17 protein-coding genes are annotated in these 21331 nt (G+C 62.8%); 6 read left to right on the top strand and 11 right to left on the bottom strand.

The genetic code is table 11. The annotated features are described in order from the left end of the window. A complete protein-coding gene (locus tag ACFTR6_RS20135; protein ID WP_377959224.1) occupies positions 1–1452 on the top strand; it encodes an NAD-dependent succinate-semialdehyde dehydrogenase in 1452 nt (483 codons plus the stop codon). 43 nt (positions 1453–1495) lie between these two features. Continuing rightward, positions 1496–2158 carry a GntR family transcriptional regulator gene (locus tag ACFTR6_RS20130; RefSeq protein ID WP_377959223.1) on the top strand — a complete coding sequence of 221 codons (663 nt, stop codon included), beginning with the start codon at positions 1496–1498 and terminating at the stop codon, positions 2156–2158. Positions 2159–2190: 32 nt separating this feature from the next. Here the strand turns inward: ACFTR6_RS20130 and ACFTR6_RS20125 are convergent, their stop codons facing one another. Then, complete coding sequence (locus ACFTR6_RS20125; protein WP_377959222.1) at positions 2191–4389, bottom strand: glycogen debranching N-terminal domain-containing protein; 2199 nt, start codon at positions 4387–4389, stop codon at positions 2191–2193. Positions 4390–4694: 305 nt separating this feature from the next. Between ACFTR6_RS20125 and ACFTR6_RS20120 the strand changes: the two genes are divergently transcribed. Further along, a complete protein-coding gene (locus ACFTR6_RS20120) occupies positions 4695–7673 on the top strand; it encodes an FAD-binding and (Fe-S)-binding domain-containing protein (RefSeq protein ID WP_377959231.1) in 2979 nt (992 codons plus the stop codon). Between the two features lie 556 nt (positions 7674–8229). Then, on the top strand, positions 8230–8574 hold the full coding sequence (locus ACFTR6_RS20115; RefSeq protein ID WP_236783100.1) for a cupin domain-containing protein: 345 nt from the start codon (positions 8230–8232) through the stop codon (positions 8572–8574). A gap of 106 nt (positions 8575–8680) precedes the next feature. On the opposite strand, the gene ACFTR6_RS20110 is transcribed toward ACFTR6_RS20115, so the two are convergent. The 10 genes from ACFTR6_RS20110 to ACFTR6_RS20065 all read right to left on the bottom strand — a co-directional run bounded on the left by ACFTR6_RS20110 (position 8681) and on the right by ACFTR6_RS20065 (position 18816). Beyond that, a complete protein-coding gene (locus tag ACFTR6_RS20110) occupies positions 8681–9376 on the bottom strand; it encodes a GntR family transcriptional regulator (protein WP_377959221.1) in 696 nt (231 codons plus the stop codon). Between the two features lie 69 nt (positions 9377–9445). Further along, positions 9446–10378, bottom strand: a complete 933-nt coding sequence (locus ACFTR6_RS20105; protein WP_377959220.1) for an amino acid ABC transporter permease — start codon at positions 10376–10378, stop codon at positions 9446–9448. A gap of 8 nt (positions 10379–10386) precedes the next feature. After that, on the bottom strand, positions 10387–11313 hold the full coding sequence (locus ACFTR6_RS20100) for an ABC transporter substrate-binding protein (protein WP_377959219.1): 927 nt from the start codon (positions 11311–11313) through the stop codon (positions 10387–10389). 186 nt (positions 11314–11499) lie between these two features. Beyond that, on the bottom strand, positions 11500–12192 hold the full coding sequence (locus ACFTR6_RS20095) for a GntR family transcriptional regulator (RefSeq protein ID WP_076803507.1): 693 nt from the start codon (positions 12190–12192) through the stop codon (positions 11500–11502). A gap of 39 nt (positions 12193–12231) precedes the next feature. Then, entirely contained in the window at positions 12232–13686 is a 1455-nt protein-coding gene (locus ACFTR6_RS20090) for an NAD-dependent succinate-semialdehyde dehydrogenase (RefSeq protein ID WP_377959218.1), read from the bottom strand. Positions 13687–13713: 27 nt separating this feature from the next. Continuing rightward, complete coding sequence (locus ACFTR6_RS20085; RefSeq protein ID WP_377959217.1) at positions 13714–14967, bottom strand: aspartate aminotransferase family protein; 1254 nt, start codon at positions 14965–14967, stop codon at positions 13714–13716. Positions 14968–15047: 80 nt separating this feature from the next. After that, the gene (gene solA / locus ACFTR6_RS20080) at positions 15048–16181 is read right to left on the bottom strand and encodes an N-methyl-L-tryptophan oxidase (protein WP_377959216.1); all 1134 of its coding nucleotides are present in this window, start codon (positions 16179–16181) and stop codon (positions 15048–15050) included. Positions 16182–16183: 2 nt separating this feature from the next. Then, positions 16184–16951: an amino acid ABC transporter ATP-binding protein gene (locus ACFTR6_RS20075; RefSeq protein WP_076798490.1), complete on the bottom strand. Its 768-nt coding sequence runs from the start codon at positions 16949–16951 to the stop codon at positions 16184–16186. Then, positions 16948–17844, bottom strand: coding sequence for an amino acid ABC transporter permease (locus ACFTR6_RS20070; protein ID WP_076798489.1), 897 nt, complete (start codon positions 17842–17844; stop codon positions 16948–16950). The genes ACFTR6_RS20075 and ACFTR6_RS20070 overlap by 4 nt, the downstream gene beginning before the upstream one ends. Positions 17845–17892: 48 nt before the next feature. Further along, positions 17893–18816 carry an ABC transporter substrate-binding protein gene (locus ACFTR6_RS20065; protein ID WP_076798488.1) on the bottom strand — a complete coding sequence of 308 codons (924 nt, stop codon included), beginning with the start codon at positions 18814–18816 and terminating at the stop codon, positions 17893–17895. A gap of 403 nt (positions 18817–19219) precedes the next feature. Here ACFTR6_RS20065 and ACFTR6_RS20060 point away from each other — a divergent pair, with 403 nt between their 5' ends. Further along, positions 19220–19894, top strand: coding sequence for a haloacid dehalogenase type II (locus ACFTR6_RS20060; protein ID WP_076798487.1), 675 nt, complete (start codon positions 19220–19222; stop codon positions 19892–19894). 27 nt (positions 19895–19921) lie between these two features. Then, positions 19922–21199: an FAD-binding oxidoreductase gene (locus ACFTR6_RS20055; RefSeq protein ID WP_076798486.1), complete on the top strand. Its 1278-nt coding sequence runs from the start codon at positions 19922–19924 to the stop codon at positions 21197–21199. The last annotated feature ends 132 nt before the right edge of the window (positions 21200–21331 follow it).

Here is a 21331-nt window from a genome sequence, read left to right as displayed (position 1 = left end):
ATGACCACTTCATTTCCCACCACTCTTCAAACGCAGCTGTTCATTGACGGCGTATGGCAAGAGGCAACAAATTCAGCTACCTTCCCGGTGGAGAACCCCGCGACGAACGAGATCATTGCACGTGTTGCCGACGGCGGTCCTGAGGACGCTGCCTTGGCTCTCGGGGCAGCAGACCGTGCCCAAGCAGAGTGGAGCAAATCCACGCCCCGCGAACGAGGTGACATTCTCCGGCGCGCCTTTGAACTGGTGACCGCCAATACGGACCGGCTCGCCGCCATCATGACGGCGGAAATGGGCAAGCCGCTCGCAGAAGCGAGGGGCGAAGTGGCCTACGGGGCCGACATGCTCCGTTGGTTCTCAGAGGAAGCTGTCCGTATTGGCGGTGACAGCGCAGCCTCCCTGGACGGCGACACCAGGATCGTGGTCACCAAGGAACCCATTGGCCCTTGCGTACTGGTGACCCCATGGAACTTCCCGCTCGCCATGGGCGCCCGCAAGATTGCCCCTGCCGTCGCCGCTGGATGCACCATGGTCTTCAAACCGGCGGCCCTGACGCCGCTGACATCCCTTGCCCTGGTAGAAATTTTCCGGGAAGCAGGCCTTCCCGACGGCGTGTTGAACGTTGTCACGACCTCCAGGGCCTCCAGCGTGGTAGATCACTGGATGAGCAGCGGCGTGGCCAGGAAGGTCAGCTTCACCGGCTCCACTGAGGTTGGCAAAGTTCTGCTCGAGCAGGCGGCGGACAACGTGATGCGCTGCTCAATGGAACTCGGGGGCAATGCACCGTTCATCGTCCTGGCCGATGCAGACCTCGAAAAGGCGGTAGAGGGAGCCATGACGGCAAAGATGCGGAACATGGGGGAAGCCTGCACAGCCGCGAACCGCTTCTTCGTCCACCGTTCCGTGATCGAGGAATTCAGCGGGAAGTTCTCCAAAAAGATGTCAGAGCTACGGGTCGGCAACGGCGCTTCGGCTGGTACCGACGTCGGGCCCCTCATCGACCGCAAAGGTGTGGAAAAAGTCGAAAGCCTCGTTGCAGATGCTGTCTCCAAGGGAGCACGGGTGCTGACCGGCGCCAGCCGTCCGGAAGGCCCCGGATACTTCTACACCCCCACCGTCCTCGTTGATGTGGCGCTGGACTCCGGAGTGATGAGCACGGAAATCTTCGGCCCGGTGGCGGCGATCCTGCCGTTCGACAGCGAAGAAGAAGTCCTCCGCCTGGCCAACGATACCGAGTGGGGGCTGGTCGGGTACGTGTTCACCGAAAGCATGGACAAGGCACTGCGCTTCACGGCGGAACTGGAAGTTGGAATGGTCGGCCTGAACACCGGCTTGGTTTCCAACCCGGCGGCACCGTTTGGCGGGGTTAAGCAATCCGGACTTGGACGCGAAGGCGGAAAAATCGGGATCGAGGAATTCCTGGAGTACAAGTACACCGCAATCGCGGTCTGACAGGCGGCCCGATATAATCGACAATCGACAAGGAAGGCAGCGCATGGACCGCAAGTTCGAGTGGCAGGAACAACGGACAACCACGCCAGAGGGTGTCTACCGCGTGCTCCGTACCGCCATACTTGACGGAACCGTGCCTCCAGGGGAGCAACTGCGTGAGACCCACATCGCTGCGGACCTCGGCATCAGCCGGTCCCCACTACGTGAGGCGCTGACCAAACTTGAGGAGGAAGGGCTGGTCGTAAAGATCCCCTTCCGCGGGTCATTCGTTGTGGAAGTCAGTGCTCGCGACGTAGCGGAGATCGCAGCAATCCGGGTCCTCGTCGAGCCGTATGCTGCCGAGCTCTCGGCCCCTGCCTTGCGGGGTCCGGGGCAGCTCCGGCTGAAGCAAACCATCGAGGAACTGTACCGGGCCACCGACACCAATGACATCCCAGGCAGCATTGACGCTCATCTTCGCTTCCACAGGCTCTTCTACGAATTTTCCGGGAACGCCGCGCTGCAAAGCATGTGGAACGGGTGGGAGACCAAGCTGCGTCTGTACCTGGCGGCTGACCACCGCACCTACAGCGACCTTCATGACATAGCTGTTGAGCACGAGAAACTCGCAGAACTTGCCCTGCAAGGCGACTTCGAGGCCTTCCGCCAGGAGACGGTCAGTCAATTCCAGAATGCTCTCCAGGCAGAACCTCTAGAGCAGAAGTAAGCGACTTTCCGGGACGTCATTCCGGACTCCAGCTATGCAGAACCTTCGGCGGTGATGTGCGGCCTCGGGGTGCTGGCCTTTGGTCCCAGGCCGGCCTGCTCGATGAGTTCGGCGAGGTATGGCCGATGCCCTTGGTGGAACACCATCCCGTGGGGCAGGCCCTGCACCGAAGGGACAGAATTGGCGATATCAATGGTTATCCGGCCGCCTGCCATGGGGGCGTTCGTGATGTGCAAGTCACCGTAGGATTCCGGAAGCACCGGATCCATCCAGAAGCCGCCGCGGGAAACGTGCGTGTCGTAGCGCATCAGACTTGTCACCAGTTGCAGCGGTGTGGTTGCAGCCCAGGCCTGGGGTGAGCACGCCGTCGGATAAGGCACCGGCTCAGCGAACTGCTCGCGGCTGAAGCCGCAGAACAGTTCTGGCAGGCGGCCATTCGAGTAATCGGCTGCCTCAAGCAGCGCCGTCGAAATCCGCTGGGCCTGCTCCACGAAACCGTAGCGCACGAGACCGGCGACGATGACCGCGTTGTCATGGGGCCAGACGGATCCGTTGTGGTAGCTGGCAGGGTTGTACGCGCCCATGTCGCTGGCCAACGTCCTTACTCCCCAGCCGCTGAACATCTCGGGGGACATGAGCCGTTCGGCCACCATGGGCGCCTTGTCTTCATCTATGAGACCAGTCCATAGACAGTGGCCCATGTTTGAGGCGCACGCGTCAACTTGGCGCTTCCTGCCGTCAAGGGCAATCGCGTAGTACCCGCGCTCGGGAATCCAGAACTGTTCGTTAAACCGCTTCTTCAGTTGGGCTGCCTGATCGGCTAACTCCGAAGCAAGAGACCGTTCCCCGGAGTCATAGGCAATCCATGCGCGCGCCATGTATGCGTCATAGACGTAGGCCTGCACTTCGCACAGTGCAATCGGCCCTTCCGCCATAGTGCCGTCGGCGAAGTTGATCCCGTCCCACGAATCTTTCCAGCCCTGGTTAATGAGTCCGCGGGGGTTGAGGCGCTGGTACTCGACGAATCCGTCGCCGTCCTTGTCGCCGTCCTGCCGGATCCACTCCAGTGCCCGGTCCGCATGGGGAAGCAGAGCGGCGATAGTGTCCTTCGCGAATCCCCAGCGGCTCACCGTTCCCAGTATCGTCACGAACAGCGGAGTGGCGTCCACGCTGCCGTAATAGATGTGCTTCCCGCCCAGCGAAAGCCCGCTGGAAACGTCCAGTCTCACCTCATGCAGGATCTTGCCCGGCTCTTCTTCCGTCACGGGATCCACTACCGTGCCCTGGCGGTCAGCCAATGTCTGCAGCGTTCCGAGGGCCAGGGAAGGATCAACGGCGACGGCCATTTCCGATGCCCAGAGTGAGTCGCGCCCGAACAGGGTCATGAACCAGGGCGCGCCGGCGGCAACCACGATGCGTTCCGGATAGTTCGGGTCCTCGATGCGAAGTGCGCCAAGGTCGTCGTAGCTGCGCCGCAAGGTTCGTTCGATGGAATGGTTGCCCATGTGCAGTTTGGGAATTTTGGCCACCCACTCCTGGCGCCGGCGGTCGCGGGGGGATATGTCCTCCCCTTCGGTATGGACGAACGACGGTGGCGGGGGACTTGCCGCTTCAGTGCTAGGTACTGCGGTGAGGAGGGTGCTCCACTGTCCGTGCGCCCCCACGGACACGCGGTAGCTGAGAGCCTCATGTGTGACATCGGCGCCGGGAGCCTGGATAACCATGCCCTTCCGCACGTCCTGCCAGGTGCCCAAGATGGTCAGCGAATCACCGGCTACTTGCCGTCTTTGTTCCCAGCGCCGCTGTATCCGTGCTTCCTTGACTTCGAAAAGATCGGCGAAGTCTGCTTCAGGCCGTACTGATATCACGCATTCGGCGGGCTCGCTTGAGTAGTTGCGAACGGTGATCTGCTCCTGGATGCCGGCACCCACCTCCCGCAGCCGCTCCACAATTAACGGGCTGTCCGCGTAGCCGTCTGACCGGGTAACGCGGCCGGCAAACAGGGCGCGATACGGCTCCTTCGTCTCCGCCGCCAACGGCTCAAGTGCCTGGCCGTTAACCGTCAGCCTCCATCCGGACAGGACGCGTGTGTCCTGGTAGAAAACCCCATGCGGATTTTCGGGGTGGATGTCCCCATTGGGCGAGGAGATGCAGAAGGAGGTGCCTTCCACCAGGGTGATTGTGCCTGAACCCACAGGTCCGGCTGCGGTGTCAGCGTTCCATCCAGCCATCCCGGCCCCCTCAAAGAACCACTCCGACCGCCCGGCCCCTGGCCATCCTGCTGTTCGGCATCGTTATGTTCCTGTCGACGCTACTCTTGCTTGCCGTCGGATTCCAGAGCGCATGGTGACCGGCCAGGTCTCCGCTAAACGCAGACCACGCACGGGATGAGTGTAAATTGTTGACGATCTTTAGCGCAGCGCCTAGGCTTCCCTAGTTGTGGCGACTGGAACCACAACGTCGGCGGTCCGGAGCACCAGGACGACCGGCCCATACCGATAGGAGCATCGACGTGACCGGAAGCAACCCCTCGGCCATGGCCTCGCAGGTGACCGGGACGCCGGTCCTGGTAGGACGCCTCATGGAAGCAGGAATCCCCGTAGAGACTTCCCCGCGCCGGCTTGCTGAATATTCCTATGACGCCTCCAATTACCGTGTGCCTCCGGTGGCAGTGATGTACCCCCGGGGCGTTTCCGACGTCGTTGCCGCCATGGACGCCTGCCGCGAGACCGGTACGCCCGTGGTTCCCCGCGGCGGAGGGACGTCCATGGCAGGCAACGCTGTGGGCCCCGGCCTGGTCATCGACTTTTCCCGCCATATGGCCAGCATCCTGGCGATTGACGAACAAGCGGGGATTGCGGACGTCGAACCTGGCGTAGTCCTGTCCGTGCTGTCCCGCACGGTCGAAAAATTTACGGATCAGCGGCTGACCTTCGCGCCCGACCCGTCATCGAAGAACCGGGCAACAGTGGGCGGCTCGGTGGGCAATGATGCCTGCGGAAACCATTCAGTGCGCTATGGCAGGACCTCGGACCATTTGGCCGAGTTGGATATAGTCACCTCCGACGGCGCCCGGCTGACAGCCACTGCCACCGGACTCCGCGCTACCGATCCCGAAGACCGGGCCTCCGCCGAGCGGGCAGAATCGCTCAACGCGGGTCTTAAGGATCTGGCGCACGGGCATCTGGCCGAGTTCCGTACCGAGTTGGGTCGCATCCAGCGCCAGGTCTCGGGCTACCATCTGGCGAACCTCCTTCCGGAGAAGGGCTTCGACGTGGCCCGCGCGCTCGCAGGCTCCGAAGGCACCTGCGCGGTCATTGTGGGGGCGCGCATGAAGCTGGTCCCCAAGCCTGCCAGTTCCCTCCTGGTATGCCTGGGCTACCGCGACGTCGTAGAGGCCGCCCGGGATATCGAGGAGATCCTCCGGTTCTCGCCTGCCGCCGTCGAGGGCATAGATGAGGCGATCGTTGAAACCATGCGTTTCAGGCGCGGCGAGGATTCGGTGCAGGGCCTGCCGGAAGGAAAGGCCTGGCTGTATGTTGACCTCGACGGCGACGATCCGGCCGTCGTGGCCGCCGAGGCGGACCGGCTCCTGGCCACCCTGCGCAATAACGGACGGCTGGTGGAGGGCCGAGAGGTGCCCGACCCTGTGGAACGCGCCTCACTGTGGCGCGTGCGCGAAGACGGTGCCGGGTTGTCTGCCCGGCTGGCCGGCGGAGGTGAATCCTGGCCGGGCTGGGAGGACTCCGCCGTCGCCCCAAAGAATCTGCCCGACTATCTCTCCGATCTGAAGGACCTGCTGGCCAGGTACAAGCTCACGGGAATCATGTATGGCCACTTCGGAGCAGGCTGCATGCACATCCGCATTACGTACGACCTTCGCACCGAGGCGGGCCGCACCGTCTTCGAATCATTCTCGCGCGCAGCCGCGGAACTGGTGGTCCGCCACGGAGGATCCCTCTCCGGGGAACACGGTGACGGGCGCGCACGCTCTGCCCTGCTCCCCATCATGTACTCTCCCACGATGCTTGCTGCCTTCCGCTCCTACCGCCGCCTCTGGGACCCTGCCGGGATCCTCAACCCGGGTTCCTTGACGGATCCGGATCCCATCGGCGCCCACCTCGCGCTGGAGGGTGTCCCGCAGCGGGAGTGGCGCACCGCTTTCGATCTCCGGCCGCACGGCGGCAAGAACGCTCCGTCCAGCCACCAGGACATGCTTGATCCCTGGGTCCACGCCATTCAGGGGTGCATCGGCGTCGGGCGGTGCCGCGCCGATGCCGGCGGCGTCATGTGCCCGAGCTACCGGGCGACCGGAGATGAGAAGGATTCCACCCGAGGAAGGGCCCGGGTACTTCAGGAGATGGTCCGTGGCGCCCGCACGGTCGAAGAGGGCTGGAAATCGGAGGAAGTCCGGGAGTCGCTGGACCTTTGCCTCGCCTGCAAGGCTTGCTCCAGTGACTGCCCAACCGGAGTGGACATGGCCACCTACAAAGCGGAGTTCTTCAGCCACTACTACTCCGGCCGCCTGCGTCCGCTTTCGCACTATTCCTTGGGCTGGCTGCCGCGCTGGCTGAAGGTGACAGGACGAATGGCACCCGTCGTGAACGCTGTCCTTGCCAGCCCGCTGGGCAAGGCAATAGCTGCGCTGGGCGGCCTTACCACCCAGCGCAGCCTTCCCCGTTTCGCAGCAGCCGGGGACTGGCGGAAGCAGGTGGAAGCCGGCGCCGGACGACGTGGCAGGGCTGGAGCTGCTGGCAAGGCTGAATTGGCTGGCAAGAGGGAGGGACGGCGGTCGGACGGCGATGTGGTGCTCTTTGTCGACACCTTCACCAAGGGCTTCCGCCCCGAAGTGGCTGGGGCGGCCGCACGGGTGCTTGCCGAGGCGGGACAAGGCGCTAGCTGTTCGGCAGACGCCTGCTGCGGGCTGACATGGATCTCCACAGGCCAGCTGGACACCGCCGCAAAGCTGCTCGGCAAGGCGGCTGAATTGCTCGACGACGGCACGGGCCGGCCGATCGTCGTGATCGAACCCAGCTGCGCCGCAGCCCTGCGAAAAGACCTCCCGGAACTGGTCCCCACCGAGCAGGCCCGGCGGGTGGCGGCCCGGGTGCGCAGTTTTGCCGCCCACATCGGGGAGCTTGCATCTGCTGGATGGCAGCCTTCACCCGCGGTTCCGCTGCCATCCGGGGTGGTGCTGCAAACCCATTGCCATGAATATTCAGTATTCGGGGGCAACGTTCAGCGCGCTGCCCTTGCCAAGCTGGGCATCACCGAGGTGACCGACGCTTCAGGATGCTGCGGTGTGGCAGGAAACTTTGGCTTCGAGCGGCAGCACTATGAGCTGAGCATGAAGGTGGCGGAAAACGCTCTGGCGCCGGCGCTGAGGAATACCGACGGCGGCACTCCGGTTCTCGCCGACGGCTTCTCATGTGCGATGCAGGTGCGCCAGCTCGACGCCGCCAGGCCGGCGCTCCACCTGGCCCAGTTGCTGGACCCGGCCCCGCGGCCGGACTGACGGCGGAGCGGATGAAGAAGACCTCCGGGGGCGGGGTGTAGCTTGTCTGAAGCTCATGTCCGCCCTCTTCGGCGACGGGCCAGTCACTGGAACATCTCTTGCTGAATATGAACCGCCAAAAGGACCGAGCCCAGTGCCAGGATTCCGGCACCGATGCGCCACGGCAACAGATTTCTGACCTTTTTCTTGCGGATTCTTCCTGTAACTGACCGGGGTGGGAGCGAGACGGCGCAGGAGCTGGTCAGAAGCGCTGCCGTGATAAGCACAATCAGGCTGAGCATTCCGTGGCCTGGTAGGAAGCTCCGATGAGGGCCATCCGCAGGGACTCACGACGGCTTTGTCGCATTTTCTGCCTTTCTGTTCCTGACGCCGAGCAAGTGTGCCCCCTGCGGACCAGCCCCCTATGTCCGACCCATCCCCAATGCAAGATTTCCTTACAAGGCTATCGTCAATTGTTGACAATTGCTAGGATTGACGGGTGCTCTTCCAATCAAGGCGGGCACTCAGTACGAAGGGCCTAGCCCGAGAAGGAGAAACTATGGTCAAGGCGACCGTCATGAGCGATGCAACAACCGTGGACCCGGGGGAGCACAAATCCAAGGAAACGTCCGTTACGCCCGGCCAGACCGAGGTGTCCCTGCGTCTGTGGGAGCGGGCCGGATTGAAGACGGGCATCTGGGAAGTAACCCCCGGAACGTTCAAGAGCACCAGGCCTGGCTACGACGAGATCTGCCAAATCCTGAGCGGGACCGCAACCATCACCGAACCGGACGGGACCAGCTTCGACATCGGTCCCGGTTCTCTGTTCGTGACGCCTGCAGGCTGGGAGGGCAACTGGACCATCCACGAAACGCTTCGCAAAATGTGGGTTGTCGCGGATCTTCCCGCTACGACCGACTAATCCGGAACCCCAACTCTCGCCACTCCTGGCAGGCAAGAGCCCGGGCAGAGCTGCCCGGGCTCTTGCCCCCGCCGGACGGTCCTCATTGGGGCGGCGCCTCGCTGTGTCAAGCCGATGGTGGTGCTGGCTCAGGCGTTGTGGCAGTGAGATCCTCAACTGCCTGGCCCAGATGCCGTTTGATGGCTCGCTGAAGCCCTTTCCTGTCTCCCGCTTCCAGCAGGTCCAGGAGGATCTGGTGCTCCTCCACCAGAGCGCCAACCCTGGGGTAGGAAACCTGCAGGCTGAGAATGCACATTCTCGATTCGGCGGCCAGTGTGTTGTAAATCCGGATGAGGCGGGAATTCCCCGTACCGGCAACGAGGGAGGTGTGGAATTCCATGTCCAGCCGTGCAATAGCCGGCCAGTCGGCTGCCGCAACCTGCTTCGCCATGTCCTTGAGGATCCCCTTCAGCACGCCGCACGTATCACTGATCTTCTCCTGCCCGGCATCCATCAGTATGTCTGTGGCGGCCAGTTCCACGGCCTCGCGGACCGCGTAGATCTCCTTGATGTCATCGCTCGAAAGCTCCAGGACAAAAACCCCGCGGTTGCGATGGCTGACCAGGATCCCCTCCTGGCTTAAACGCTGCAGCGCTTCCCGCAGCGGGCCCCTGGACGTGCGGAGCTGGCTGGCCACTGCAGACTCATTGATCTGCTGTCCCTGGCGGAAGGTGCCCTGGACGATGAGTTCCCGCAGCTGATCGGCGATCAGCTGCGCCGTGGGCCTTCCCTCCAGGACAAACAATCCTTCCGGTGCCGCCATTGATATCTCCTCATTTCGCTGCGTGGCCGTTTTACGTATGTTCCAGACAATAGCTGGCCCGTGCACTGCTCATCGGGCAATGCCTTCCGGTTGCGTGAGTACAACCTTCTTCGCTTTACGGGGAAGTGCTGCGGAAGAGCGGGAGTACCTTTTCTCCAGAAGGGACTGCGGGTAGCTCAGCAGGAGGGTCATCACGAGGTACCAGAGGCTGGCGACGATCAGCAGCGGGATGGTCTCGTAGGTGCGGGCGTAGATGAGCTGGGCGCTTTGGAGCAGTTCGGCGACGCCGAGCACGCTGACGAGGGAGGTTTCCTTGAACATGCCGATGACCTGGTTGCCGGTGGCCGGGATAATCGAGGGCATGGCCTGCGGAATGATGACCTTGCGCATTTTCGTTGCGCGGCTCATTCCCAGCGAGTCGGCGGCTTCGATCTGGCCCTTGCCGACGGCAGTGAACCCGCCGCGGATGATTTCGGCCATATAGGCGGCCTCGTTAAGGCTCAGGCCGATGAGGGCAGCCGTGATGGGTGCCATCAGCGCGTTGATGTCTATAGCGGTGCCGATGTCGGTGAACGGGATTCCGATGGTGAGGTTCGGGTACAAAGCGGCGATGTTGAACCAGAAGATGAGCTGCACCAGAACGGGTGTCCCGCGAAACAAGGTGATGTAAGCGCCCGCGGTGGCGGCAATCGGTTTGATGCTGGAGGACCTCATGATCGCCAAGGCCAGGCCCAGCAGTGTCCCGAAAACCATGCTGGCAATGGTGAGGAAGATGGTCAGCAGCAAGCCGCGGATGATGGTTTCGTGGGTGAAGTACCGGGCCACCACCCCCCACTTGAAGTTGGGGTTGGTCGTTACGGAAAAGAGAATGCCCACGGCCAGGAGACCGCATGCGACCCAGGCCGCGTACTCAAACGCGCTTCGCCGACGGAGCCTCGGCTTGAGGGCTGGGTCCACCGGCGTCGTTTTGGTACCACTTCCGTGGCCATTGAATTTCAGCACGGTGTCCCCTAGTTGAGCTTTGCTTCCGTGATGGCGCCTGCCTCGAGGCCCCAATTGGCGAGCGACTGCTTGTATTCGGGACTGTCCAGAACGGACTGGACGGCCTTCTGCAGGGCCGGCGTCAGTGGTGATCCCTTCTTTAGGCCGATGGCAGCCACGTGATCGGAGCGCGTATCCATCTGTGGCGTCAGGATCGTGAAAGTGTTCGGCTGCTGCTTGGCTGCCCAGGCCAGCGCCGGGGTGTCATAGAAGACACCATCGATGCGCTTCGAGGTCAGCTGCGTGAGGGCTTCCTGGACGTTGGGCAGGGTGACGCCGTTGATGGCAGGCTTGCCCTTGGAAGTGCAGGTCCATTCGGAGACGTTCGGCAGATGCTTCAGCTGCGCATTGGAGCCCTTGGTGACCGCAATGTTCCTGCCGCACATATCGTCATTGCTGATGTTCAGCGGGTTGCCGTGCGCAACGGCAACCGAAACGCCTCCGTTGAAGTAATCGATCATGTCCAGCACCTTCAAGCGCTCAGGGGTGGGGGACATTGTGGTGGCGGTGAAGTCGTAGCGGCCGCCGTCAAGGCCGGGAATGATGGTGTCGAAAGAGGTGTTCTCGAACTTCAGCTTCAGTCCAAGCTTCTTGGCAATCAGCCGTGCCATGTCCGGGTTGAGGCCGATGGGGGTGGTGTTGTCCTCAGCCAGGAACGTCGTCGGGGGATAATGCAGGTCCATCGCGACTGTCAGTTCGCCCCGGTCCTTGTAGGACTGCGGCAGCAGCTTGACCGCTGACTCGTCGGGCTGGACTCCCTCCGAGATGTCAGCCGTACTTGACGTGCTCGAGCCCTCCTGTGCCGGATCGCCGCTTCCGCCGATGCCGCACCCCCCGAGTGCAAAGAGAATGGCCAACACTGCAACGACTTGCTGGAGGTTGCTTCTGCTTTTCATCGGTACTTCCCGGGGCGGGGTGCTGTTGGAGGGGTTTTTGGGCTATTGCTTCCTACTCAATAATGCAACCACGACGGATCGCAGATCATCGACAATTTACAAAAATTTTTTGTGGGAAACGCAGAGGTGGCCGGCTCCATGGGAACTGGCCACCTCCGCGCTACGGATCCTGCTCGGGGAAGCACCCTAGAGGGTGATTTCCCCGTCTTGCCTTGTGACGGTGAGATCCTCAACCGCTTTTTGCAGGTGACGTTTGACGGCCTGCTGCAATCCTTCTCTGTCTCCTGCCTGGAGCAGGTCCAGAAGTTCCTGATGTTCCTGGACCAGCACGTCCAGGCGGGGGTAGGAGACTTCCAGGTTGAGTATGCACATCCTGGATTCGGCCGCGAGGGTCTCGTATATACGGATCAGCCGGGTATTGCCCGTTCCTGCAACAAAGGTGGTGTGGAATTGCATGTCCAACCGTGCAATCGCCTGCCAGTCGGACGCGGCAACGTGCTTCGCCATGTCCCTGACGATTTCCTTGAGCACCCGGCAGGTGTCGTTGATCTGGTCCTGCCCGGCTTCCAACAAGGTGCTGGAGGCGGCCAGTTCCACCGCCTCCCGGACGGCGTAGATCTCTTCGACGTCGGCGGTCGACAGCTCCAGGACGAAGACCCCCCGGTTACGGTGGCTGACCAGGAGACCCTCCTGGCACAGGCGCTGCAGCGCTTCCCTGAGCGGGCCCCTGGACGTCCGTAACTGGGCGGCCACTGCAGACTCATTGATCTGCTGTCCCGGACGGAAGGTCCCCTGGACGATCTGTTCCCGCAGCTGATCGGCGATCAGCTGCGCTGTCGGTCTTCCTTCCAGGACAAACAGTCCTTCTGGTGCCGCCATTGACATCCCCCTCATTTCATTCTTCGGCCTAAAGGCCCTCTAGACCGCTACTGCTGTGTACTTCGTTTCCAGGAATTCATCGATGCCAATCTTGCCGCCTTCGCGTCCCAGGCCGGACTGCTTGACGCCCCCGAAGGGTGCTGCAGGATTGGAGACCAGGCCGGTGTTCAGTCCGACCATGCCTACTTCCAGGTCTGCGGAGAAGCGCAGGGCCTTTTCCATGCTCTCTGTAAAGACGTAGCCCACCAGGCCCCATTCGGTGTCGTTGGCGAGGCGCAGCACTTCGTCCTCGCTGTCGAAGGGCGTAATGCCCGCGACCGGACCGAAAATCTCAGTAGTCATCATATCTGCGTCCAGGGGCACGTCGGTCAGGACGGTGGGGGTGTAGAAGTATCCCGGACCCTCCGGGCGGCTGCCGCCTGTCAGGATGCGCGCGCCCTTGGCGACCGCATCGCTGACCAGGCTCTCAACCTTGTCCAAGCCCTTCTGTTCGATGAGGGGTCCGACGTCGGTTCCCTCCAGTGCGCCGTTGCCCACTTGCAGTTCGGAGATCCTCTTGGCGAACTTCTCGCTGAATTCTTCGATGACGGAGCGGTGCACGAAGAAGCGGTTCGCAGCGGTGCAGGCCTCGCCCATGTTGCGCATCTTGGCCTTCATGGCGCCGTCCACGGCTTTTTCAATGTCCGCATCGGCCAGGACGATGAACGGGGCGTTTCCACCCAGTTCCATGGAGGAGCGCATGACGCTCTCGGCCGCCTGGCGCAGCAGGATCTTGCCGACCTCGGTGGAGCCGGTAAAGCTCACCTTCCGTGCAATGCCGCTGCTCATCCAGTGTCCGACAACTGTGGAGGCGCTGGAGGTGGTCACGACGTTCAGGACGCCGTCAGGCAGTCCTGCCTCCCTGAAGATTTCAACCAGGGCAAGGGACGTCAGCGGTGTCAGCTCGGCAGGCTTGAAGACCATGGTGCAGCCCGCGGCAATGGCCGGGGCGATTTTGCGGGCACCCATGGCCAGCGGGAAGTTCCACGGGGTGACCAGTACGCACGGGCCGACCGGTTCCTTGGTGATCATGATCCTGTTTTTGCCGTCAACGGAGGTAGCCTGATCTCCGCCGATGCGGACGGCTTCTTCTGAGAACCAGCGGAGCATTTCTGCGCCGTAAGCCACTTCGCCCTTCGCCTCCGCCAAAGGCTTGCCCATCTCAGCCGTCATGATCGCTGCGAGACGGTCGGTGTTGGCAATAACCAGCTCAAAGGCGCGGCGCAGGATGTCGGCCCGTGCCCGGGGAGTGGACTTCGCCCATTCTGTCTGGGCGCGGCCTGCGGCCTCGATGGCCCGGGCTGCGTCTTCGGACCCGCCGTCGGCCACGTGGGCGATGATTTCATGGGTGGCCGGGTTTTCTACAGGGAAAGTGGCGCCGCCGGCGGCGTTCTGCCAGGCGCCGTCAATGAACAGCTCGGTGTGGAGGCCAGTGGGGTCAAATGAAGAGCTCATGTCACGCTTTCAAGGATCGTAGGGGGATTAGGAGGTGGCCGTCTTCAGCGCCTGGGTGAACCTGGTCAGCCCTGCCTGGATCTCGTCGCTGCTGACGTTGAGGGGCGGGATGATGCGGATGACGTTGCCGTGCGGCCCGCAGGTGAGCAGGAGGAGCTCTTCCTTGATGGCTGCCTGCTGGACGGCCACGGCGGTAGCGGCATCAGGGACGTTGTCCGCCGTGGTGAATTCGATGCCTTGCATGAGGCCGCGGCCGCGGACGTTTCCGATTCCCGCAAAGTCTGCCTTGAGGCCTTCCAGTCCGGTGCGCAGCTCATCGCCGCGGAGCAGGGCGTTCTCCACCAGGTTTTCGCGTTCAATGACGCCGAGGGTCGCCACGCCGGCCGCGGCGGCGACGGCGTTTCCGCCGTAGGTGCCGCCCTGGGAGCCGGGCCAGGCCTTGCCCATCAGTTCCGCCGAGGCGGCAATGGCCGAGATCGGGAAACCGCTCGCCAGGCCCTTGGCGGTAATGACGACGTCGGGGCGGATCCCTGCCCACTCGTGTCCCCAGAACTTTCCGGTGCGGCCCACGCCAGCCTGGACTTCGTCCACGATGAGCACGATGCCGTGCCGGTCAGCCCGTTCCCGCAGGCCCTGCAGGAACGCCGGGGGAGTGGGGATGTAGCCGCCGTCGCCGAGGACGGGTTCGATGATGAAGCCGGCAGTGTCTGCTGGGCTGCTGATGCTGAGGAAGAGGTGATCCAGTTCCTTCAGTGCGAAGTTGACTGCTGTTTCCTCGTCCCAGCCGTACCGGTACGAATGCGGGAAGGGCGCGATGTGCACCCCGCCCATGAGGGGGGAGAAGCCGGACCGGAATTTGGTGCCTGCGGTGGTAAGGGAGGCAGCGCCCACGGTCCTGCCGTGGAAGCCGCCCTGGAAGGAGATGATGTTGGGCCGGCCCGTGGCCATCCGCGCAAGGCGGACGGAGGCTTCCACTGCCTCGGAGCCGGAGGTGGCGTAGAAAACGCTGTCCAGCCCCGAGGGCAGGAAGTCTCCCAGCCTGTCGGTGAGCTCAAGCAATGGCTTGTGCATCACGGTGGTGTACTGGGCATGGACAATCTTGCCCACCTGTTCGCGGGCTGCCGCTACGACGTCGGGGTGGCAGTGTCCCGTACTCGTAACGCCGATTCCGGTGGTGAAATCGAGGTACTTTTTACCGTCGGTGGCGTGGATCCAGCTGCCGAGAGCATGGTCTACGACCACCGGAGTTGCCTGCTTGAGGAGGGGGCTGAGAGTTGCCATGGCTTCATACTTTCTAAGGAACTGTAAATTGTCAACAATATGCGATCAGTGCGATCGCAGCCAGCTTCTAACTGTCGGCGTCAGTTGGTCTTGTACCGTCGGGGCCTTACGAAATCCAGGCCTTCAAAGGACCGTTTGCCCAAGGCCTCGTGCGCGGCTATTTCCCCGTAGCCAGTGGCATTCTTGAAGCCGCCTCCGGAGAAGCCGGTGGCGCAGTAGATCCTGCTGCCTTCGCTGAATCGGCCAAGGAGGGGGTTTCCGTCCTTCGTGAACAGGTCGGGGAAGGCGTCTGTGCGGACAATGGTGGGGTGCAGGCCGGGGAAGAACTCGGTGACGGTTTCGGTGGTTTCTGTGATCTCCCCGGGGGTGAGGTCCCGGAGGACGGAGTCGGCGGAGGGTGTGGGTTTGCCGCGTCCGTCCAGGGTTGCCTTGACAGTTGCGCCGTCAACGGCGGGCGCACCATACATGGAGCGGTCGCCTGAAATCCGGATGAAGATGGGGAATCGGTCGGGTGAGAACTCGGCCGGGTTTTTTGCGGGGAACCAGGTCAGGAAGATCCGTTTGGTTTCAGTTGCGGTTTTCAGGTAGTCGGGCATGAGGCGCTGGGACCAGCCGCCGGAGGAGACGATGACGTTCTCAAACGTCCAGGATCTGCTGCCGGAGGTGATGAGGACGCCGTCGTTGGTTTCCTCGATGCTGTCAATGGGGGTGTTGGTGTGAATGGTTGCCCCGTTCGCCTGCGCGGCGGTGACAGCGGCGGTGACGGCTCGTTCGGTGCGCAGGGCCCCGGCGTGGGGATCGTAGACGGCGATGTCGTCATCGCGGAGGTTGTGCTGGGGGTAGCGCTCTGCCATGTCTTCGCGGGTAAGGATTTGGTGCTCGGCGCCGGTGGCGCGGGTGGTGTCGAGCAGCGCGGAGAGGTAGGGGCCGTTGTTCGTTCCGATGGACAGTCCCCCGCAGCGGGTGAGGATGTTCTGGCCGGTTTCGGCTTCGAGTTCGGCCCAGAGGGCACGGGAGCGTTCCAGGATGGGGTAGTAGTCGGGGTTGCCGCGGTAGAGCATGCGGAACAGGCGGGTGTCTCCGCCTACGGCGCTGCGGCCGTGGGCGGGGGTTGCTGCTTCGAAGCCGGTGACCGAGTCGGTGAGGCGGGAGGCTTGCCAGAGGGCCATGCTTCCGATGCTGCCGAGGCCGATGACGGCGAGTTCTCCGTCCATGTTTAGAGCACCTTGTCCAGGAAGGCCTTGGTGCGGGCTTCCTTTGGATTGCGCAGGACTTCCCGGGCGTCGCCGCGTTCAACTACGTAGCCGTCGTCCATGAAGATCAGGGAGTCTGAGACTTCGCGGGCGAAGCCCATTTCGTGGGTGACCACGACCATGGTCATGCCCTTCTTGGCCAGGTCCTGCATGACCATGAGGACTTCGCCGACTTTTTCCGGGTCCAGGGCGGAGGTGGGTTCGTCGAAGAGCATGATCTCGGGGTCCATGGCCAGGGACCGGGCGATCGCGACGCGCTGCTGCTGTCCGCCGGAGAGCTGGGCGGGGTAGTAGTCCCCGAACCCGGCAAGGCCCACACTGGCGAGCAGTTCGTGTGCCCGTTTCGCGGAGGCTTTCTTGTCGGCGCCTTTGACCAGCACGGGCCCGGACATGACGTTTTCCTCGGCGGTCATGTTGGGGAAGAGGTTGAACTGCTGGAAGACCATGCCGACCCGGGTGCGCTGGGCGGCGAGTTTCTTGGGCGGCAGGGCGTGGTAGGCGGTGTCGGTTTCGTAGTAGCCGAAGTCTTCACCGTTGACCTTCAGGACTCCGGAGTCGACGGTCTCCAGGCCGTTGATGCAGCGCAGGATCGTGGATTTGCCGGAACCGGAGGGGCCGATGATGCAGCAGATCTCGCCGCTGGCGATGTCCAGGTCGATGTCTTTCAGGACTGTTTTGGGTCCGAAGGACTTGCGGATTTTGCGGGCGACAATAGTTCCGTCGGTGCTCATCGGGCTATACCTTCCGTGTCTGTCAGCGTAACGGCCTTGGCTTTGCGGGGAAGCCTGGAGGTTGCGCGGGAGTATTTTTGCTCGAGCTTGGACTGCGGGTAGCTCAGCAGCAGGGTCATCACCAGGTACCAGAGGCTGGCGACGATCAGCAGCGGAATGGTCTCGTAGGTGCGGGCGTAGATCAGCTGCGCACTTTGCAGCAGTTCCGCGACGCCCAGGACGCTGACGAGGGAGGTTCCCTTGAACATGCCGATGACCTGGTTACCGGTAGCCGGGATGATCGAGGGCATCGCCTGGGGAATGATGACCTTGCGCATCTTCATGCCCGCGCTCATCCCGAGCGAGTCCGCGGCCTCGATCTGGCCCTTGCCCACGGCCGAGAAACCGCCTCGGATGATTTCGGCCATATAAGCGGCCTCGTTCAGCGTCAGGCCAACCAGGGCTGCTGTGATGGGGCCCATGATCGCGTTCGTGTCCACCGCAGTCCCGATGTTGGTGAACGGAATGCCGATGGTCAGGTTCGGGTACAGGGCGGAGATGTTGAACCAGAAGATCAGCTGCACCAGCACCGGGGTGCCGCGGAACAAGGTGATGTAGATACCGGCCGCGATGGCAACCGGCTTCACGCGCGAGGAACGCATGACCGCCAGGGCCAGCCCGAGCAGGGTGCCCAGGGCCATGCTCGCGACCGTGAGGAAGATCGTGAGCATCAGCCCGCGCAGGATCGACTCGGCGAAGAAGTACTTCCCGACGATGTCCCACCTGAAGTTGGGGTTGGTCAGGACCGAGGTCAGGATCCCGATGCCGACAAGGATGCTCAGGACCCACCCGGCGTACTCGGCGGGAGTCCGAAGCTGAAGCCGCGGCTTCAGGGCTGCATCGATGCTACCCATCGCTGCTTGACTTCCTTTTCTAGTAGCTGTAACCATCAAGGCCTCCCGCTAGTTCAGCTTGGCGTCGGTGATGGCCCCGGACTCCAGGCCCCAGGTCTCCAGGGACTCCTTGTACTCCGGGGTCTTCAGGACGGACTGGACAGCTGCCTGCAGCGCCGGAGTCAGCGCCGAGCCCTTCTTCACACCGATCGCGGTCACGTCGTTCGAACCGACATTGACCCGGCCAAGGATGGTGAAGGAACCTGGCTGCTGCTTCTCAGCCCAACCCAGCGAGGTCGTGTCATACAGCACGCCGTCGATCCGCTTGGAGTGCAGCTGGGTCAGGGCCTCCTGGACGTTGGGCAGTGTCACGGCGTTGATCGCCGGCTGTCCCTTGGAGGTGCAGGTCTGCTCGTTGAGGGCCGGGAGGCGCTTGAGCTGCCCGGTGGAGCCCTGGGTCACGGCGATGTTCTTTCCGCACAGGGTCTCGACGGTGAGGTTCTGCGGGTTCCCGGCGGCAGCGGCCACGGAGTTGCCGGCCCGGAAATAATCGATCATGTCCAGCACCTGCAGCCGCTCCTCGGTCTTGGACATCGTGGTGGCGGTGAAGTCGAAACGCCCGCCGTCCAGGCCCGGGACGATCGTGTCGAACTTCGTGTCAACGAACTTCAGCTTCAGGTCCAGCTTCTTGGCAACAAGCCGGGCAACATCCGGGTTCAGGCCAATCGGGGTGGTGTTGTCCTCCGCGAGGAACGTCGTGGGCGGGTAGTGGAGGTCCATCGCGACCGTCAGCTCGCCCTTGTCCTTGTACGACTGCGGCAACAGTTTGACCGCTGCCGCGTCAGGCTGGACGCCCTCGGAGATGTCGGCAGTGTTCGAGGTCCTGGAATCTCCCGTAGCTGTGCCCCCAGTGGCCGAGCCGCCACAGGCGCTCAATGCCAATACGACGGCGAGCCCTGCGGCTGCGGTCTGGACTTTGTTTCTGGTCTTCATGGTGCTTCCCTTCGGATGGTTCCGGCTGAGTTGGATCGGCCAAAACGGAGTGCATATATCGCAGGACCGGCTGCCCGATATCCCTTGCGTGGACGCCGGGCCGGCGCCTGACGTGGTGTGCTTCATGCGGGGTTGTGATCCGGATCTCCTCCGCATCTAAGCCAATGCAACCGCCTCAGAACAGGATTGTCAACAATTGACGAAAAGAAAAATGATGGCTTAACGAGACCTGAAGGGGAGCCGCCAAACTGTTGACAATTTACAATTTTCAGTCCTAGAGTCGATGTATCGGGTGGCGGAGTCCCCTGCCACGGGGAAGAGTCCAACTCGCTCTGAACTTGCCCTGGAACCGCAATGAGGCTCGCATCCGGGCCCCCACACAACTTCAAGAAACGGACGAATCATGGCAGAGACCAACTCCCGGCCGAAGTACATCTCTTTTGATGTTTACGGCACGCTTATCAACTTCGACATTGATCCCACGACCCGCCGTCTGTTGGATGGGCGTATCTCTGAGGAGCAGTGGCCCACGTTCAAGAAGCAGTTCCGCGGGTACCGGTTCGATGAGGTCCTTGGCGACTACAAGCCATACGAGGCGATCCTTCAGGACTCCTTTGACCGCGTGTGCAAGCGCTGGGGAATTGGACCGACCCCCGGTGCCGGCGCAGAGTTTGCTGAGGCTGTACGCGGCTGGGTTGCCCACGAGGACGTGCCGGCTCCGCTGAAACTGATGGGCGACAACTACAAGCTGGTGGCCCTGTCCAACGCTGACACCAGCTTCCTGGACATCAGCATCCCGAAGCTCGGTGCAGACTTCCACGCCGTATACACGGCTGAGCAGGCCCAGGCCTACAAGCCGCGCTACCAGGCGTTCGAGTACATGCTGGACACCCTCAATGCCAAGCCGGAGGACTTCCTGCACATCTCCTCGCACACACGCTACGACATGCACCCGATGCACGACATGGGCTTCCGGAACCTCTGGGTGCTGGACCGTGGCTACGACCCCATTGGCCCGGGCTACGACCTCAACGTTGCCAAGTCCCTGGACGAGATCAACAAGCACCTCGGTCTCTAAACCGACGTCGAGGCGAAAGGTCACACCATGAAACTCGTTCCCTATTGGCTGGACACAGCCGAGCCCTCCGGTGACTACCGGCGCACCCCCGTGCCGGAGAACGTCGACGTCGCGATCATCGGCGCCGGCTTCACCGGCCTCTCCGCCGCGCTCGAGTTCGCGAAGCAGGGCGCGAGCGTTGCGGTCTTCGAACGCCACACCGTCGGCTGGGGCGCGTCCGGCCGCAACGGCGGCATGGCCACCACCGGCCTGGCCATCGGCTTCAGCACCGCGGTCAAGCGCTACGGTGAGGCCCGCGCGGTGGAATACTTCCGCGAGTACAACGACGCGATCGAGAGTATCGAGAAGATCGTCCACGACTACGCGATTGACTGCGACTTCAAGCGCTTCGGCAAGCTATCCCTGGCCTTCCATGAGTCGCACAACGACGGCTTCCGGAAGTCCCAGGAGCTCCTGGCCAAGCTTGTGGACCACCACGTCACGTTGATCCCGAAGTCCGAGATCCACTCCGAGATCGGCACGGACTTCTATAAGGGCGCGATGATGGACCCGCTCGGCGCGGGCCTGCACGTGGGCAAGTTCTCGCACGGTCTGGCGGGGGCGGCCGTCGGTGCCGGCGCGGTGGTCTGCGAGGACGCGGGCGTGACCGAGCTCAAGCGCATCAACGGCACGGTGCACGACGTGCACACCACCCGCGGGATCACCCGGGCCAAGCAGGTCCTGGTCGCGACGAGCGGCTACACCGGCAGCGTCACCCCGTGGATGCAGCGCCGCGTGATCCCCGTGGGCAGCTTTATCATCGTCACCGAGCCGCTGCCCGAGGACGTCGTGAACCGCATCCTGCCGAACCGGCGGATGGCCTCGGACAGCAAAATGCTGACCTACTACTTCCGGATCACTCCGGACAACCGGCTCCTCTTCGGCGGCCGGGCCCGGTTCGCACTCTCGAGCCCGGACTCCGACGTCAAGAGCGCCGAGATCCTGCGCAAGGCCATGCTCGAGCTGTTTCCCTACCTCGACAAGGCCCGGGTGGACTACATCTGGGGCGGGCTCGTGGACCTGTCGATGGACCAGATGGTCCACGCCGGCGAGCACGACGGGCTCTTCTACTCGCTCAACTACAGCGGCCACGGGGTCCAGATGGCCGCGCACATGGGCAAACGGATGGCGCACTACATGGGCGGAGACAAGTCCGCCAACGTGTGGGGTGACCTGAAGAACCCGCCCGTGCCGGGCCACTTCGGCCCGCCGTGGTTCCTGCCCTTCATCGGCGCAGCAGCCAAGATCATCGACCGGGTCAAGTAGACCGGCGAACGAAGCACCAGCCGAATCACCTAGCCGACTCATCTAGACAAGGGATCACATGTCGCTATCGACGCCCCTCGCTGACGCATGCCCGGAAACAGGGTACAGCCGGGCACAAATCGCCAAACTCCC

It is taken from the genome of Arthrobacter sp. NPDC057009, assembly GCF_042673905.1.
Taxonomy (GTDB): Bacteria; Actinomycetota; Actinomycetes; order Actinomycetales; family Micrococcaceae; genus Arthrobacter.
The sequence above is the reverse complement of the archived record's forward strand: the minus strand, read 5'-3'. Positions and strand labels throughout refer to the sequence as shown.